This is a genomic window from Mesorhizobium sp. CNPSo 4689, from assembly GCF_057784325.1.
On the sequence record NZ_JBWLUZ010000003.1, the window covers coordinates 354,774 to 371,390 of the forward strand.

Consider the following 16,617-nt stretch of genomic DNA (forward strand, 5'->3'; position numbering starts at 1 on the left):
GGATCAATCCCATTTTCAAGGAGGCCGCCATGGCGCCCCGCGTTCTCGTCTCAGACAAACTTTCCACCACCGCCGTGCAGATCTTCAAGGACCGAGGAGTCGAGGTCGACTACCTGCCCGATCTCGGCAAGGATAAGGAAAAGCTCGCCGAAGTGATCGGTCAATATGATGGCCTCGCCATCCGTTCGGCGACCAAAGTCACGGAAAAGCTGATCAATGCCGCCACCAATCTGAAGGTCGTCGGCCGCGCCGGTATCGGCGTCGACAATGTCGACATCCCGGCGGCGAGCCGCAAGGGCATCATCGTGATGAACACGCCCTTCGGCAATTCGATCACCACTGCCGAGCATGCGGTTGCCATGATCTTTGCGCTGGCGCGCCAGATCCCGGAGGCCAATGCCTCCACGCATGCCGGCAAATGGGAGAAGAACCGTTTCATGGGCATCGAGATCACCGGCAAAACGCTGGGCGTGATCGGCTGCGGCAATATCGGTTCCATCGTCGCCACGCGCGGCGTCGGGCTGAAGATGCATGTCATCGCCTTCGACCCGTTCCTGTCGGACAGCCGTGCGGAAGAACTTGGCGTCGTGAAGGTCGAACTGGACGAGCTGTTCGCCCGCGCCGATTTCATCACGCTGCACACGCCGCTGACCGACAAGACGCGCAACATCATCGACGCGTCGGCGATCGCCAAGATGAAGGACGGCGTGCGCATCATCAATTGCGCGCGCGGCGGCCTGATCGTCGAGGCCGATCTGGTGGCGGCGTTGAAGAGCAGCAAGGTGGCGGGCGCCGGCATCGACGTGTTCGAGGTCGAACCGGCGGAGAGGAACGAGCTGTTCGGCATGGACAATGTCGTGGCGACGCCGCATCTCGGCGCCTCGACCACCGAGGCGCAGGAGAACGTTGCGCTGCAGGTCGCCGAACAGATGGCCGACTATCTGATCAAGGGCGCCGTTTCCAACGCCATCAACATGCCGTCGATCTCCGCCGAGGAAGCGCCGCGGCTGAAGCCTTTCGTCAAGCTCGCCGAAGTGCTCGGGGCCTTTGTCGGCCAGGTCACCGAGGATCCGATCAAGGAGGTCGAGATACTGTTCGACGGCTCGACCGCGACGATGAACACGCGCGCACTGATCAGTGCCGCCCTTGCCGGCCTGATTCGGCCGCAGGTCTCCGACGTCAACATGGTGTCGGCGCCGATCATGGTGAAGGAGCGCGGCATCATCGTCGCCGAGGTCAAACGCGACAAGTCGGGCGTGTTCGACGGCTACATCAAGCTGACGGTCAAGACCGAGCACCGGACGCGCTCGATCGCCGGCACCTGCTTCTCCGACGGCAAGCCGCGCTTCATCCAGATCAAGGGCATCAATCTCGACGCCGAGGTCGGCCAGCACATGCTCTACACGACCAATGCCGACGCGCCGGGCATCATCGGCCTGCTCGGCACGGTGTGCGGCGAAAATGGCGTCAACATCGCCAACTTCCAGCTTGGCCGCAACCGGCCCGGCGGCGATGCCATCGCGCTGCTCTATCTCGACGCGCCGTTCCCGGAAAGGGTGCTCGATCAGCTGCGGGCGCACAAGTCGATCGACTCGGCCAAGCCGCTGCACTTCGACGTCGGCAGCGCCTGACCTGATTCCAAGAAAGCTTTATCGAAGGCGCGGCTCCGTCCGCGCCTTTTCTGTTTTGCGGCGGCTCGGCCAAGTAAATGATGCAGAAGGCGAAAATTGTTGCGTTTCAAGCGGCAAAGAATGGTCGCATCGGCCTGCTCTTGACGCTATAGAGGCCTGTCGTTTCAAAGCCGCCGGTCGGCATCTCAAGGGAAAAGAAACATGGCCAATGTGGTGGTCGTCGGCTCGCAGTGGGGCGACGAAGGCAAGGGCAAGATCGTCGACTGGCTGTCGGAACGGGCGGACGTCGTCGTGCGCTTCCAGGGCGGCCACAATGCCGGCCACACGCTGGTCGTCGACGGCAAGGTCTACAAACTGTCGCTGCTGCCGTCCGGCGTAGTGCGGCCAGGCAAGCTGTCGATCATCGGCAATGGCGTGGTCTTCGACCCGCACGCCTTCGTCGCCGAAGCGGCGAAACTGAAGGCGCAAGGCGTGGAGGTGACGCCGGATCGCCTGAAAATAGCCGAAAACACCGCGCTTATCCTGTCGCTGCACCGCGAGCTGGACGGATTCCGCGAGGACGCCGCCTCCAATTCCGGAACGAAGATTGGCACGACCCGCCGCGGCATCGGCCCCGCCTACGAGGACAAGGTGGGCCGGCGTGCGGTCAGGGTGATGGACCTGGCGGATTTGGAAACGCTTCCCTTGAAAGTCGACAGGCTGCTGACGCACCACAACGCGCTGCGCCGCGGGCTCGGCCATGCCGAGGTCACGCATGACGCGATCATGGGCGAGCTGACTTCGGTCGCCGACGAAATCCTGCCCTATATGGATCGGGTCTGGAAGGTTCTCGACGACCGGCGCCGCGCCGGCGAACGCATCCTGTTCGAGGGCGCGCAAGGCACACTTCTCGACATCGACCACGGCACCTATCCATTCGTGACCTCGTCCAATACCGTGGCCGGCCAGGCGGCGGCCGGCGCCGGCGTCGGCCCCGGCGTCATCGGCTATGTGCTCGGCATTACCAAGGCCTATACGACGCGTGTCGGCGAGGGTCCGTTCCCGACCGAACAGAAGAACGAGATCGGCGAATTCCTCGGAACGCGCGGCCATGAATTCGGCGTCGTCACCGGCCGCAAGCGCCGCTGCGGCTGGTTCGACGCCGTGCTGGTCCGCCAGGCGGTCGCCGTCAACGGCATCAAGGGTATCGCGCTGACCAAGCTCGACGTGCTCGATGGCCTGGACGAGATCAAGGTCTGCACCGGCTACCGCCTCGACGGCGAGATGATCGACTATCTGCCCGCCAGCCAGGGCGCGCAGGCCCGGGTCGAACCGGTCTACGAGACGCTGGAGGGCTGGAAAGGCACCACCGCCGGCGCGCGCAGCTGGAACGATCTGCCGGCCCAGGCGGTCAAATATGTCCGTTACATCGAAGAGCTGATCGGCGCGCCGGTAGCACTCCTTTCCACCAGCCCGGAACGGGACGATACGATACTTGTGACCGATCCGTTTCAAGACTAGTTTCTGAGCCTTTCCGGGCATTGCGGCTGATTTGCGGGGGCCGGTCCGTGACAAAATACAGGTCGACTGACGCATGGCAGATTTCGTTGCTGTTCTGAAAAAGACGATCGACGGTCTCGGTGAGAACACGCCGGAGATTCGGGCGAGGGTCTACGACAAGGCCCGGGCGACGATCGCGAAGAAGCTCGCGGATCACGTTCCGCCTTTGGCCCCGTCGGTCGCCGACCAGCAGAAGCGCACGCTTGAAGATGCCATTTCCAGCGTCGAGCGGACCTACGCCAAGAACGTACCTGCCGCCGACCCGCTGGCGGAGCTGGAGCACATCTTCTCGTCCATAGACCGCAACAAGAACCAGCCGAGCCACACACGGCAACCGGCAAAGACGGAACCGACCTGGCCGCCGCCGCCTATGGCCAAGCCGGAACCCGCCAAGTCGGAGACCGTCAGGCCGGCGCCGCCCGCCGCCAAGGCAGAGCCGAGCTGGCAGAAGACGCCGCAGACGCCGCCATTCGACACTGCCGATAACCGCCTTCCGGGGATGGACGCGCAGGCGCCGAACGATCAGGACAATGTCTTTGCCAATGACGAGCAACCGGCGGCGGAGGACACCTTCCAGCGCTTGCGCCCCGCCGTGCGCAAACGCAGCTATGGCGGGCTGATCGCGACCGCCGCCGTGCTGCTGGTGGTTGCCGGCGGCGGGTACGGCATCTGGCTGAACAAGGACGCATTCGGCTCGATGTTCGGCCCTGGCGGGTCGAAGACCGTCACCACCGAGCCGCTGGTGAAACCGGCGGCCCCGGCCAAGCCGGCGGCCGATGCCGCGGCGGCACCGCCAGCGGCGGGCGCTACCGACACCGCCGAGACAACCAAGTTCACCCAGCGCCTGACGCCCGAGGGCAAGGAGACCGATCCCGGTCCGGCCGCCGGGCAAAGCGGCATAGGCGAAGGCGAATCCGTCGCCGCACTGACCACGCCGCCGCCGGCGACGCCGCCTGCGGCCACTCCCGCGCCGACCACGCAACCGCCGACCACTCCGGTGCCGACCACTCCGGCGCCTGCGCCGGCCGACCAGCCGGCAGCAGGCGCTCCCGCAGCGCCCGCAGCAACGCCGCCAGCCGACGGTGCCGCGCCGCCCGCAGCACCGGCTGACGCTACTGCCGCCGCTCCGACTGCGCCGCCAGCGGCCGGCACCACACCGGCCGCGCCTGCCGCACCGGCGGCCGCACCCGCCGAGGCCACGCTGCCGGTCGGTCAGAAAGCGATCTTCTACGAAGAACGCACAAGCACCGCGCAAGGCTCGGCCGAGCCTGGCAATATCGTCTGGTCGCTGGTGCAGGAATCGCCCGGCGGTGACCTGCCGCCCGAGCCGGCGATCCGGGCCGAAGCGACCATTCCGGGCAAGGACATCCAGCTGCGCATGACGATCAGGCGCAACACCGACCAGACGCTGCCGGCCAGCCACATCATCGAGATGATCTTCCTGACGCCGGAAAGCTTTGACGGTGGCGGCGTCGACAACATCCTGCGCATCGCCATGAAGAGCTCGGAGCAGGATGCCGGCAGCCCGCTGATCGGCATCCCGGCTAAGATCGCCGACGGCTTCTTCCTTGTCGCGCTCAACGACACCAAGGCGGACGAGGACGCCAACCTTACCCTGCTCCGCGGCCAGGACTGGATCGACGTGCCGGTTGTCTACAAGACCGGACGGCGGGCGCTGCTCACCATGGAGAAGGGCATCCCCGGCGAGAAGGTGTTCGACGAGGCGCTGAAGGCCTGGCAGGCCAAGACGTCGGGCTGAGCAAAGCTCGGCCCGACAATTCAGAAACCCTGGAACAACATGTCGAGCGCGCCGACGATGTCGTCGTGATGCTTGGTGATGTTCAACCTGATTTCACCCAGTTCGCTGCTCGGAACCGTGGCGATCAGATGGGTGGCCACAAGCAGCTTTCGGCCATTGATCTCGACGATGGGATGCAGTTTTCGAATCGCCGGTGGTGCGGCCTGGATCGGGAGAAGCGGGATCACCACGCGTGTCCTGAGATGGTCGAGCAGATCGGATTGCACGTTCAGCAAATAGCTGCCTTCGACGCGACCCGCGAAGACATCATAGCGGGCCATCAGAATTGCCGGTACTCTTCCAGCGGTATTCCTTGCTTTTCGGCGTATTCATTCCACGCTTCCATCGTGGCACGGTTCTCCAGCTTCCACAGCCGCGTCTTTTCGGCAGCCACGGCCTCTGCGATGCCGGCTTCCGCGGCGCGCGAGACATTGACGTCCAGCCCCTTGGCTTCCTTCATGAGATTGGAATCGATCGACAGGTTCGCCGGCTGGCGGATCGCGTTCGAGGCAAGCTTGCGCATGGTGACCTCCGCAACATGCGCATAATCTATGCGCATTTGCGCGCAGCGGCAATGGCGGTGTCCGATCGCGGTGCGCACGAGCCTGCTTCCTAGAGCGGTCCAACATCGGTAGAATCGTTGAGCCGCTCTAACTCTTTGTTTTTACGCAATTCCGGGCGGAAAACCGCTACGCACTTTTCCTGGAATTGCTCTGGGGACATGGGAGAAATTGTCTTCAGATGCTATACTCACTTAAACGGCAGGTCGAAACCGGGCACGGGCGATGACCAATGCGAAGATCGATCTTCGTGAGCTGGGCGAAACCGTTCTCCTGACGGATGGCGGCCTCGAAACGTCGCTCGTCTTCATGCATGGGCTCGATCTGCCGTTCTTTGCCGCTTTTCCCCTGCTCGGTGAGGAAGAAGGCCAAGACAGGCTCGCTCGCTATTTCCGCCAGTTTCTGGATATCGCCGAACAGCGCGGCGTCGGCTTCGTGCTCGACACGCCGACGTGGCGCGCCAATCCGGACTGGGGCGGGAAGCTCGGCTACTCGGATAAGGCGCTGTCGGCCGCCAACCGGCACGCTGTCTCGTGGGCACGGGCGCTCGGTGCGCCTTACGTCGCGCGCGGGATGGTCGTCCTTGTGAATGGAGTGGTCGGACCGCGCGGCGACGGCTACCGTGTCGATGCGGTGATGACGACGGCCGAAGCCGAAAACTATCACATCGAGCAAATCAAGGCGTTCCGCGACGCCGGCGCCGATATGGTCAGCGCCATCACCATGACCTATTCGCACGAGGCGGCCGGAATAGCCTGCGCCGCAATGGCATCGGGCCTTCCGTCGGTGCTCTCCTTCACTGTCGAGACCGATGGGCGCCTGCCCTCCGGCGAGAGCCTGAAGGATGCCATCGAAACCGTTGACGACGAAACCGACGGCGCACCGGCCTATTTCATGATCAACTGTGCGCACCCCAGCCATTTCGACGCCGTTCTTGCCGGCGACGGAGGCTGGGTGGGCCGCATTCGCGGCGTGCGCGCCAACGCGTCCGCCAAGAGCCATGCCGAGCTCGACGCGGCGACCGAGCTCGATCCCGGCGATCCGGTCGACCTCGGCCGGCGCTATCGCGCGATGCGCGACCGTTTCGGCCACATCTGCGTGCTCGGCGGCTGCTGTGGTACGGACGCAAGGCACATCGCCGCGATCTGCGATGCCTGCCTGTGACAGGCTGCTGTCAGAGAAGGCCCAGCTCTAACCTTCCATCTCCTCGCGCAGCATCTCCAGCTCCAGCCACTCCTCCTCGAGCGCGGCCAGCGTGGAGCGCTCCTTGTCGAGGGCGGCAATGGTCTTCTGGAACGAGGCCGGATCGCGCTCGTAGTAGGCGGGATCGGCGATGTTGTTCTCCAGCCTTGAGATCGATGCGGTCACCGCCTCGATTTTCTTCGGCAGCGATTCCAGCGCGAATTTCTGCTTGAACGAGAGTTTCTTGGCCGGAGCTTTCGGAGCCGCGGGTTCTGACCTAGCTGTGGCCGGCGCTTCGCCAGCGTCCTTCGGCCTCGCCTTGCGGTCTTCCAGCCTGGTGCCGCCGCGCTGCGCCAGCATGTCGGAATAGCCGCCGGCATATTCGATCCAGCGGCCGCCGCCGTCAGGCGCAATCACGCTGGTCACGGTGCGGTCGAGGAAATCGCGATCGTGGCTGACCAGGATGACAGTGCCAGCAAAACCGGCGACCAATTCCTGCAGCAGTTCCAGCGTCTCCATGTCGAGATCGTTGGTCGGCTCATCGAGCACCAGAAGGTTCGCCGGCCGCGCCAGCACGCGAGCCAGCAGCAGGCGTGCCCGCTCGCCGCCGGAAAGCTCGCGCACCGGCGTGCGCGCCTGCTCCGGCTTGAACAGGAAGTCCTTCATGTAGGAGACGACGTGGCGCTGCTCGCCATTGACGACGAGATTTTCGCCGCGCCCGTCGGTGAGGTAATGCGCCAGCGTCTCGGCCGGGTCGACGGCCTCGCGCTTCTGGTCGAGCGTGGCGATCTCCAGATTGACGCCAAGCCGGATCGAGCCGGCATCCGGTGCCAGCTCGCCGGTCAGCATCTTCAGAAGTGTCGTCTTGCCGGCGCCGTTCGGTCCGACCAGACCAACGCGATCACCGCGCTGGATCCGGGTCGAAAAGCCTTTGACCACGGTGAGGTCACCAAAACTCTTCTCGATGTTCCTGGCCTCGATCACCAGCTTGCCGGATTCAGCGGCGTCGCTGGCCACCAGGGTCGCCGTGCCCTCGGCGCCGCGATGGCCGCGAAAGCGCTGGCGCATGGTTTGCAGCTCGCCAAGCCGGCGCATGTTGCGCTTGCGCCGCGCCGTCACGCCGTAGCGCAGCCAGTGCTCCTCACGCACGATCTGGCGGCCGAGCTTGTGCTGCTCGCGCTCTTCCTCTTCCAGCACCTGGTCGCGCCATTCCTCGAAATGACCAAAGCCCTTGTCGAGCCGGCGGGTCTGGCCACGGTCGAGCCAGACGGTGGCGCGCGAGACGCGCTCGAGAAAACGACGGTCGTGGGAGATGAGGATCAGCGCCGACGAGGTGCGGGCAAGCTCCTCCTCCAGCCATTCGATCACCGACAGGTCAAGATGGTTGGTCGGCTCATCAAGCAGCAAAATGTCGGGCTCGGGCGCCATGACGCGGGCAAGGGCTGCGCGGCGCGCCTCGCCGCCGGAGAGATCGTTCGGCTTCTCTTCGCCGGTGAGGCCAAGGTGTTCCATCAGATAGGTGGCGCGGTAGGGATCGTCGGCGGGCCCCAGTCCCGCCTCGACATAGGCGCGAACGTTGGCGAAATCGTCCATGTCGGGCATTTGCGGCAGATAGCGCACGGTCGCCGAGGGCTGGCGGAACACTTCGCCATCCTGCGGCTCGATCATTCCAGCAGCGATCTTCAGCAGCGTCGACTTGCCGGAGCCGTTGCGGCCGACCAGCGCGATCTTGTCGCCGGCCGAGGCACTGAGTTCGGCGCCGTCAAGCAGCGGCGTGCCGCCGAAGGTGAGCTTGACCCCGTCGAGATTGAGAAGCGGCGGGGCCATGATCAGCTTTCAGGCAAGGGGTAGGGGTGGGCAAGCAGCAGCGCACGGCCGCTGCCCAAGGCGATTTCGAGGCGGCCCTTGACCTCGTTGGAAATGGTCAGCGACGAGCCGAACGCAACTTCGACATGGTCGAGCGGCCATTTGGCGCCAGTGACGCTCAAGCCGGCAAGGTCGGAGAAGCCGAGCACCGAAAACAGCGTGCCGTCGGCGTAGCTGAAACCGGCTTTTCCAGGCAAAAGCGGGATGCCTTCCTGTGCGCCGCTGGTCAAAAGCACATCCATCCCGCCTTCGGCCAGGCGCACCGCGAGGGCTAGGTGCAGGAAGGCGTGGTCGGCACGCTTGCCGCCGAAGGCGCCGGCGAGAACCAGGCTGGTGGCGCCGCGTTCGAGTGCGGCTGATATCGCCAGTTCGCCGTCGGTCTGGTCTTTCTCGGGCGGAAACACCTGGCGCGGCACGGCGGCCAGATCGTCCGGCAAATCCGCCGGCACGGAATCGAAATCGCCGACCCAGAGTTCGGGCATCACTCCCAGCATCCGAGCATGGCCGATGCCGGCGTCGGCGGCGATGACGCGCGTGCCCTCGATCTGGCGGTCGAGCAGTGGCGTGCGGATGAGATCGCCGCCAAGCAGGATGGTGAATGTGCTCATATCTCGTGGCCCTTACCAGCCCTGCCTGCGAAACGGAAGGCCGGGCCTCACGTGCGTCGCGTCTTTGGGCAACATGCACTGGATCCCCGGCAAAGTTCCGCTTGCACGCCACATCGGCCGGGCCTATGTGTCGAAACGCTCTAACGGGGTGCCGGACGCGATCTTCGCGGACCGGCTGAGAGGCAAACCAGCCAACCCGCTGAACCTGATCCGGTTTGTACCGGCGGAGGGATTAGACGTTTCGGACAACCCGACGCCTCAATTCCTTTCAACACGAACGAAGGAGGCGCCGATGCGCACGCTTTTATACGCACTGATCTCAGCAATCACCCTGGCTGTTACTGCACCCGCGCAAGCGCAGGACAAGCTCACCGTCTACACCTATGAGAGTTTCACCGCCGAGTGGGGTCCGGGTCCGTTGGTGAAGAAGGAATTCGAGGCCGAATGCGGCTGCACCCTCGACTTCGTCTCGGTCGCCGACGGCGTGGCGCTGCTCAACCGCGTCAAGCTCGAAGGGGCCTCGACCAAGGCCGACATCGTACTCGGCCTCGACACCAACCTGACGGCCGAAGCCAAGGCCACCGGCCTGTTCGCGCCGCATGGCGCGGTGTCCGATGTCAACGTGCCGGGCGGCTGGAGCGACGACACCTTCGTGCCGTTCGACTATGGCTATTTCGCCGTCGTCTACGATACCGAAAAGCTAAAAGTGCCGCCGAAGAGCCTGAAGGAACTGGTCGAAGGCGATGCAACCGACAAGATCGTCATCCAGGATCCGCGCACCTCGACACCGGGCCTCGGCCTGCTGCTCTGGGTCAAGTCGGTCTATGGCGACAAGGCGCCGGAGGCCTGGGCCAAGCTCAAGTCGAAGGTGCTGACAGTGACGCCGGGCTGGAGCGAGGCATACGGCCTGTTCACCAAGGGCGAAGCGCCGATGGTGCTGTCCTACACGACGTCGCCGGCCTACCACATGGTCGCCGAAAACACCGAGCGCTACCAGGCGGCGTCTTTCGAGGAAGGCGAGTATCTGCAGATCGAGGTTGCCGGCATCACTACGACCGGCGCCAAGAACCCGCTGGCGGAAAAGTTCATGGCCTTCATGACCGGACCGAAGTTCCAGAATGTCATTCCCGAGACCAACTGGATGTACCCGGCCGGCAAGACCGACAAGCCGCTCAACCCGGCCTTCGACAGACTGGTCAAGCCAACCAAGACCTTGCTGTTCAGTCCGGAGGAGGTCGCGGCCAACCGCAAGGTCTGGGTGGATGAATGGCTGGCGGTGATGAGCAAGTAGGGGTCGGGATGGTACCGGCGCGTTCGACCGATCCCCGCATCACCGCCGGCATCGTCGCGCTTTCGGCAATAGCGCTACTGATCGGCGGCGCGTTCGCCGGGCTCATCCTCGAAGGCGCACGCGACCTCTCCGGCGCTGCGTCCGCCTTCGATCCCTATCTCCTGCGCGTCGCCCGCTTCACGCTGTGGCAAGCGGCTCTCTCGACGCTGCTTTCCGTCGTGCCGGCGCTGTTCGTGGCGCGCGCCCTGTCGCGGCATCCGCGCTTTTTCGGCCGCGGCCTGATCCTGCAGCTCTTCGCCCTGCCGCTGGCACTGCCGGCCATCGTCGCTGCGCTCGGCATCCTGGCGCTCTACGGCAATGCCGGCTATTTCGCCGGCATTCTTGGCAGCCGGAATTGGCCGGGCATCTACGGGCTGTCAGGCATTCTCGTCGCCCATGTCTTCTTCAACCTGCCTTTGGCCACAAGGCTGTTCCTGGAGGCGCTGGGGACGGTGCCGGCCGACCAATGGCGGCTGGCGAGTCAGCTCGGCATGGGCGCAAGACCCGCCTTCCGGCTGATCGAATGGCCGGCGCTGCGCGCGGCACTCCCCGGTATTGCCGGGCTTGTCTTCATGCTCTGCATCACCTCCTTCACCATCGTGCTGACGTTGGGCGGCGGGCCGGCCGCCACGACGCTGGAGGTCGCCATCTACCAGGCGCTGCGCTTCGATTTCGATCCCGCGCGGACCGTAACGCTGACATTTCTGCAGATCGCGCTCACCTTCGTCGTCGTGCTGGCCTTGATGCGGCTCGGCGTCAACACGGTTGGCGATGCCAATCTGCCGGTGGCGCCGCGACGGTATCTTTCCGCCGGCATGGCCGAGACCGCGTTGAACGTCACCTTGATCGGTCTGGCCTTGCTGTTCGTCGCCGGGCCGATGGCCGCGACGTTGGCCGCCGGGCTTGGCGCCGATCTCGGCCGGTTGGCGGGCGAGGCTGCCGTGCGACAGGCGACGGTGACCAGCGTCGTGCTTGCCTTGCTCTCGGCGGTTCTTGCGGTGGCGCTGTCGTTGTCGCTCATCATGGCGCGGCGAGCACTCGCGCTGATGCGCGGCGTCGGTCCTCGGACGCTGCTCGAACATGCCACCGACACCGGCGCCGGCTTTGTGCTGGTCGTGCCGCCCATCGTCGTCGGCGCCGGCTGGTTCCTGCTGTTGAGTGCGATCAGCGACGTCTTTGCCGTCGCGCCTGTCATGGTCGTTGCCGTCAACGCGGTGATGGCAATGCCCTTCGCCATCCGTGCCGTGCGTCCCGCCTATGATGCGGCGAGCGAACGGCACGAACGGCTTTGCGCGCAACTTGGCATCTCAGGCTGGAGCCGGCTCATTCTGGTCGACTGGCCGTCGCTCAGGCGGCCTCTGGCCACAGCCTTCGCCTTCGCCATGGCCTTGTCGCTCGGCGACCTCGGCGTCATCGCGCTGTTCGGCAGCGATTCAGTGCAGACCTTGCCTTATCTTTTGCTGGCGCGCATGGGCAGTTACCGGACCGCGGACGCCGCCGGCTTGGCCTTGCTGCTCGGCATGGTTTGCCTGGCGCTCGTGCTTGTCGCAGACCGGCTGGGGCGGGGAGAACGAGCATGACGCCCACCCATGATGGCGCCGACGTGAAACACGGGGCAGCAGTGCGGCTGGACAATGTTTCGTTCAGCTACGGCGAGGCGTCGTTTCTCTTCAATGTCCAGTTTGCCGCTTCCAGGATCACCGCCATCATGGGGCCAAGCGGCTCCGGAAAATCGACGCTGCTCAATCTGGTGGCCGGTTTCGAGGCGCCAGGGTCGGGCCGCGTGCTGATCGGCGAGGCGGAAGTCAGCGCCGCTCCGCCTTCGGTCCGGCCAGTGTCGATGGTGTTCCAGGAAAACAATCTGTTTGCCCATCTCCCGGTGGAGCGCAATGTCGGGCTCGGCCGCTCGCCGTCGCTCGGCCTAAGCGGCGCCGACCGCGAGGCGATCGCCGGGGCACTCCAGCGCGTCGGCCTTGCCGGCAAGGAAAACCGCCTGCCGCGCGAGCTCTCCGGTGGCGAGCGGCAGCGCGTCGCACTTGCCCGCGTGCTGGTGCGCGACCGGCCGGTGCTTCTGCTCGACGAGCCATTCGCCTCCCTCGGACCGGCCCTGCGCGACGACATGCTGGATCTTTTGGCCAGTGTCCATGCCGAGCGGAAGATGACGGTTCTGTTCGTCACCCACCAGCCCGAAGATGCGCGCCGCATCGGCCAAGATATGGTGTTTCTCGACAATGGCGCGGTCGCCGCGGCGGGGACGGCGGCCGATTTCTTCGACGGCGCTGGACCGGAAGCCTTCCGGCGCTATATCGGCTCGGGACCGGTCAACACCGGATCACGAGATATTGCCCGGAAGCGGACATAATTTACGGCCAAACCGGGTTTGGACGATGCGGCGTTTGCTTGCCTTGACCAGAGGAGTGTGGCTAGGTCCGGCCATACTGGTCCGGCATAGGCCGTGATTTGCCGCAAACAACAGAAGGGACGCCGATCTGCCGACCGGCAAGGACAGACTGTTGATGAAGCCGCTGGCGCGATTCCTTGCGCTGGCCGGCTTGGCCGTGGCGCTGGCAAGCTGCCAGATGTTCACGCCGCCGGATGTGCAGGAATCCGGTTTCCAGCCGTCCGACAGGCCCGTCACCGTCGACAATGTCGTCGCCAACAGCAAGCTCGCCGAGATGGCGAAGGCGCAGCATCCGCGCATCCTCGCCACCTATGGCGGCGAATATTCCGATCCCAAGCTCGAGCGTATGGTGGCCAAGGTCGTCGGCAGCCTGACCGTGGTGTCTGCCAATCCGACCCAGACCTATCGCATCACCATCCTAAATTCGCCCAACGTCAACGCCTTCGCGCTGCCTGGCGGCTATCTCTACGTCACGCGCGGCCTGCTGGCACTGGCCAATGATTCGGCCGAGCTTGCCGCCGTCATCGCGCACGAGATGGGCCACGTCACCGCCAATCACGGCCTGCAGCGGCAGCAGCTGGAGGCCGAGGAAGGGCTGGCGACCAAGGTCGTCTCCGATGTGCTCGGCGACAGCCCGACCGCCAAGGCCGCACTCATCCGCGGCAAGCTCAGGCTTGCGCAGTTCTCGCGCAACCAGGAGCTCGAAGCAGATGCCATCGGCATCAAGTCGGTCGGCGAGGCGGGTTATGATCCTTACGCCGCCGGCCGCTTCCTGCAGTCGATGTCGGCCTATACCGATTTCCGCTCGATCAGCGGCGCCACCGATGCCAGCCTCGACTTCCTGGCGACGCACCCCAACACGCCGCAGCGCATCGACCTGGCACAGCGGCATGCCCGTCAGTTCGGCCCGCCGGGCGTTGGCACGCGCGACCGCGATGCTTTCCTCGCCGGCATAGACGGCCTGCTTTACGGCGATACGCCGGAAGAAGGCTATGTGCGCGGCCAGACCTTCCTGCATCCTGGCCTCGGCGTGTCGTTCACCGTGCCCGACGGCTTCGTCATCGACAATTCGGCCGCCGCCGTGACGGCGACCGGCCCGGGCGACATGGCGATCCGCTTCGACGGCGTTTCGATCGACAAGAACCGCCCGCTGACCGACTATATCCGCAGCGGCTGGGTGGCCGGTCTCGACGATGCGAGCGTGAAGCAGGAAACCATCAACGGCAACGAGGCGGCGACAGCGCATGCCGGCGCCGACGGCTGGCAGTTCGACATCGCGGTGATCCGCGCCGGCGGCCAGGTCTACCGGCTGCTGACGGCGGCACCCTCGGCCAGCACCACGCTCGATCCGGTGGCGCGCTCGGTGAGCGGCTCGTTCCGCATCCTCAGCGCGGCCGAGAAGGCGGCGCTGAAGCCGCTGCATATCCGCGTCGTCACCGTGCAGGCGGGGCAGACCATGGGCTCGCTCGCCGCGCAGATGGTCGGCGTCGACCGCAAGCTCGACCTGTTTAGGGTGCTCAACGCGATGTCGCCGGGCGCCGCCGTTTCGACCGGCGACAAGGTCAAGATCGTCACAGATAGATAAGGTTCAGGACGGCAAGGTTCAGGCGGCTGTCGCCATGAATTCGGGGTTCTGCTCGACCAGCGCAACCTTCAGCTTTTCCATGGCGCGGGCTTCGATCTGGCGGACGCGTTCCTTGGAAATGCCGAGCGCTTCGCCAAGCGACTCAAGCGTTGCGCCCTCGTCGGTCAGACGGCGCTGCTCGATGATCCTGAGTTCGCGGGCATTGAGCGCGCCGAGCGCTGCCTTGAGCCATAGCGAGCGGCGTTCGATGTCGATCGTGTCGCCGACAATTTCGTCCGGCAAGGGATCGTCCGAGATCAGGAAATCCATCCGCTCGGCCGTGCCGGCATCGTCGGCAAGCGGCGCGTTGAGCGAAGAGTCGGGAGCCGAGAGGCGGGAATCCATCATTGCCACGTCGGCCTCGGAGACGCCGAGCGCGACGGAAACTTCGCGGTAGAGTGAGGCGTTGGAGATCGGTTCGGCACCGTTCGCAAGCCGGGCGCGCAGGCGCCGCAGGTTGAAGAACAGAGCCTTTTGCGCCGAGCTGGTGCCGCCGCGCACGATCGACCAGTTGCGCAGGATGTAGTCCTGCATCGAAGCGCGGATCCACCATGTCGCATAAGTCGAAAACCGCACCTCGCGGTCCGGCTCGAAACGCGCCGCGGCTTCCAGCAAGCCGACATGACCCTCCTGGATCAGGTCGCCGAGCGGCAGGCCGTAGTGGCGAAACCGCGAGGCCATGGAAATGACCAGCCGCATATGCGCGACGGTGATCCGGTGCAGCGCCTGCTGGTCGTTATCTTCCTTCCAGCGCAAGGCCAGAAGATGCTCCTCCTCGCGCTCGAGATAAGGAGCCTTCATCGCCGCGCGGACCATGGTTCGTCCTGCCGTGTCTTCGATCATGCCGCGCTCCTGTTCCGGGTCTTGCCGGCGGGCTCGCCACCGCGATCTTGTCGGCGCTTCGGTTGAAATGTCGGCGCTGCGCCCTACAACAGCAAAACTCGCCACGCCGAGGAATGTTCCCCGGCGCAATCGCCCTGCGGTTGGACGGAGTGGAGCGAAGCGGGAACGCTGAAGGTTTGCGCCGCGTTCGTCGGTGTGGATTTTGAGAATGGGATTTCTGAAATGATCTATCTTTGAAATCCGATTCCTTATTTTGCCGAGCTGCATCTGCCAGTTTCCAGCCCTTCACAAAGTGCCGACCACCGGCCAAGACGGGATCACAGAAAAATGAAATGGCTCACTTCGCTCATCGTTGCCGGAACGCTGCAGGTTCTGGCGGTTACGTCAGGCCACGCCGGCGCCAACCTCGACCAGATCAAGCAGGCTGGCGTCATCAAGGTCGGCACGGAAGGCACCTATGCGCCCTTCACCTATCATGACGCTTCCGGCGCGCTGGTCGGCTTCGACGTCGAGATCGCCAAGGCGATCGCCGACAAGCTCGGCGTGAAAGTCGAATTCCTCGAAGGCAAGTGGGACGGGCTGATCGCCGGCCTCGACTCCAACCGCTATGACACCGTCATCAACGAGGTCGGCATCACCGATGCGCGCAAGGCGAAGTACGACTTCTCCGATCCCTATATCGCCTCCAAGGCGGTGCTGATCGTTCGCGGCGACAACACTGACATCAAGAGCTTCGCCGATCTCAAGGGCAAGAAGTCGGCACAGTCGCTGACCTCGAACTTCGGCAAGCTCGCCGAGACCAACGGCGCCGAGCTCGTCGGTACGGACGGCTTCGACCAGTCGATCCAGCTGCTGCTCACCGGACGTGCCGACGCCACCGTCAATGACAGCCTGTCCTTCCTCGACTTCAAGAAGCACAAACCCGACGCCAATGTGAAGATCGCGGCGCAGGAAGAGAACGCCGACTATTCCGGCGTGATCGTGCGCAAGGGCGATCCGGAACTGGTCGCCGCCATCAACAAGGCGCTGGCCGACATCAAGGCCGACGGCACGTACAAGAAGATCGCCGACACCTATTTCGGCCAAGACGTCTCGCAGTAAACGCATTCTTCTCGGGCGGGCCGATACCGGCCCGCTTTCCATATTTTGCGGTGAGCCGTCTTTGACGGCTCGCCGGTTTTCGCATGATATCCGGTCCTGTGTCCGCGCCTCGACGGATGCGGGCTGATGCACCG

General features: G+C 64.7%; 14 protein-coding genes and 1 riboswitch. Of the genes, 9 read left to right on the forward strand and 5 right to left on the reverse strand.

Annotation, left to right across the window (positions count from 1 at the left end; all coding sequences use genetic code 11):
• Positions 1–29 precede the first annotated feature (29 nt).
• From serA to AC04SI_RS06810, 3 genes are all read left to right on the forward strand, one after another.
• On the forward strand, positions 30–1,631 hold the full coding sequence (gene serA, locus AC04SI_RS06800; protein WP_404282982.1) for a phosphoglycerate dehydrogenase: 1,602 nt from the start codon (positions 30–32) through the stop codon (positions 1,629–1,631).
• A 201-nt stretch (positions 1,632–1,832) separates the two neighbouring features.
• On the forward strand, positions 1,833–3,131 hold the full coding sequence (locus AC04SI_RS06805; protein ID WP_404282984.1) for an adenylosuccinate synthase: 1,299 nt from the start codon (positions 1,833–1,835) through the stop codon (positions 3,129–3,131).
• A gap of 73 nt (positions 3,132–3,204) precedes the next feature.
• Entirely contained in the window at positions 3,205–4,929 is a 1,725-nt protein-coding gene (locus AC04SI_RS06810) for a hypothetical protein (protein ID WP_488474026.1), read from the forward strand.
• 20 nt (positions 4,930–4,949) lie between these two features.
• On the opposite strand, the gene AC04SI_RS06815 is transcribed toward AC04SI_RS06810, so the two are convergent.
• Positions 4,950–5,249: a CcdB family protein gene (locus AC04SI_RS06815; protein ID WP_488474027.1), complete on the reverse strand. Its 300-nt coding sequence runs from the start codon at positions 5,247–5,249 to the stop codon at positions 4,950–4,952.
• On the reverse strand, positions 5,249–5,491 hold the full coding sequence (locus tag AC04SI_RS06820) for a type II toxin-antitoxin system CcdA family antitoxin (RefSeq protein WP_120013622.1): 243 nt from the start codon (positions 5,489–5,491) through the stop codon (positions 5,249–5,251). The genes AC04SI_RS06815 and AC04SI_RS06820 overlap by 1 nt, the downstream gene beginning before the upstream one ends.
• 262 nt (positions 5,492–5,753) lie before the next feature.
• Here AC04SI_RS06820 and AC04SI_RS06825 point away from each other — a divergent pair, with 262 nt between their 5' ends.
• The gene (locus AC04SI_RS06825) at positions 5,754–6,692 is read left to right on the forward strand and encodes a homocysteine S-methyltransferase family protein (RefSeq protein WP_404282997.1); all 939 of its coding nucleotides are present in this window, start codon (positions 5,754–5,756) and stop codon (positions 6,690–6,692) included.
• A 27-nt stretch (positions 6,693–6,719) separates the two neighbouring features.
• Here the strand turns inward: AC04SI_RS06825 and AC04SI_RS06830 are convergent, their stop codons facing one another.
• Together AC04SI_RS06830 and AC04SI_RS06835 are read right to left on the reverse strand one after the other, a co-directional pair.
• Positions 6,720–8,537: an ABC-F family ATP-binding cassette domain-containing protein gene (locus AC04SI_RS06830; RefSeq protein ID WP_404282998.1), complete on the reverse strand. Its 1,818-nt coding sequence runs from the start codon at positions 8,535–8,537 to the stop codon at positions 6,720–6,722.
• Positions 8,538–8,539: 2 nt separating this feature from the next.
• Complete coding sequence (locus tag AC04SI_RS06835) at positions 8,540–9,184, reverse strand: thiamine diphosphokinase (protein WP_404282999.1); 645 nt, start codon at positions 9,182–9,184, stop codon at positions 8,540–8,542.
• Positions 9,185–9,318: 134 nt separating this feature from the next.
• Positions 9,319–9,433, forward strand: a riboswitch (TPP riboswitch).
• A gap of 43 nt (positions 9,434–9,476) precedes the next feature.
• Here AC04SI_RS06835 and thiB point away from each other — a divergent pair.
• From thiB to AC04SI_RS06855, 4 genes are all read left to right on the forward strand, one after another.
• On the forward strand, positions 9,477–10,475 hold the full coding sequence (gene thiB / locus AC04SI_RS06840; RefSeq protein ID WP_404283001.1) for a thiamine ABC transporter substrate binding subunit: 999 nt from the start codon (positions 9,477–9,479) through the stop codon (positions 10,473–10,475).
• Positions 10,476–10,483: 8 nt separating this feature from the next.
• Positions 10,484–12,094: a thiamine/thiamine pyrophosphate ABC transporter permease gene (gene thiP, locus AC04SI_RS06845; RefSeq protein WP_404283003.1), complete on the forward strand. Its 1,611-nt coding sequence runs from the start codon at positions 10,484–10,486 to the stop codon at positions 12,092–12,094.
• Positions 12,091–12,876 carry a thiamine ABC transporter ATP-binding protein gene (gene thiQ, locus AC04SI_RS06850; RefSeq protein WP_404283005.1) on the forward strand — a complete coding sequence of 262 codons (786 nt, stop codon included), beginning with the start codon at positions 12,091–12,093 and terminating at the stop codon, positions 12,874–12,876. Before thiP ends, thiQ begins: the two co-directional genes overlap by 4 nt.
• Positions 12,877–13,030: 154 nt before the next feature.
• The gene (locus tag AC04SI_RS06855; protein ID WP_006202433.1) at positions 13,031–14,500 is read left to right on the forward strand and encodes a M48 family metalloprotease; all 1,470 of its coding nucleotides are present in this window, start codon (positions 13,031–13,033) and stop codon (positions 14,498–14,500) included.
• An 18-nt stretch (positions 14,501–14,518) separates the two neighbouring features.
• On the opposite strand, the gene AC04SI_RS06860 is transcribed toward AC04SI_RS06855, so the two are convergent.
• On the reverse strand, positions 14,519–15,382 hold the full coding sequence (locus AC04SI_RS06860) for an RNA polymerase factor sigma-32 (protein WP_006202434.1): 864 nt from the start codon (positions 15,380–15,382) through the stop codon (positions 14,519–14,521).
• Between the two features lie 327 nt (positions 15,383–15,709).
• Between AC04SI_RS06860 and AC04SI_RS06865 the strand changes: the two genes are divergently transcribed.
• On the forward strand, positions 15,710–16,483 hold the full coding sequence (locus AC04SI_RS06865; protein WP_404283006.1) for an amino acid ABC transporter substrate-binding protein: 774 nt from the start codon (positions 15,710–15,712) through the stop codon (positions 16,481–16,483).
• The last annotated feature ends 134 nt before the right edge of the window (positions 16,484–16,617 follow it).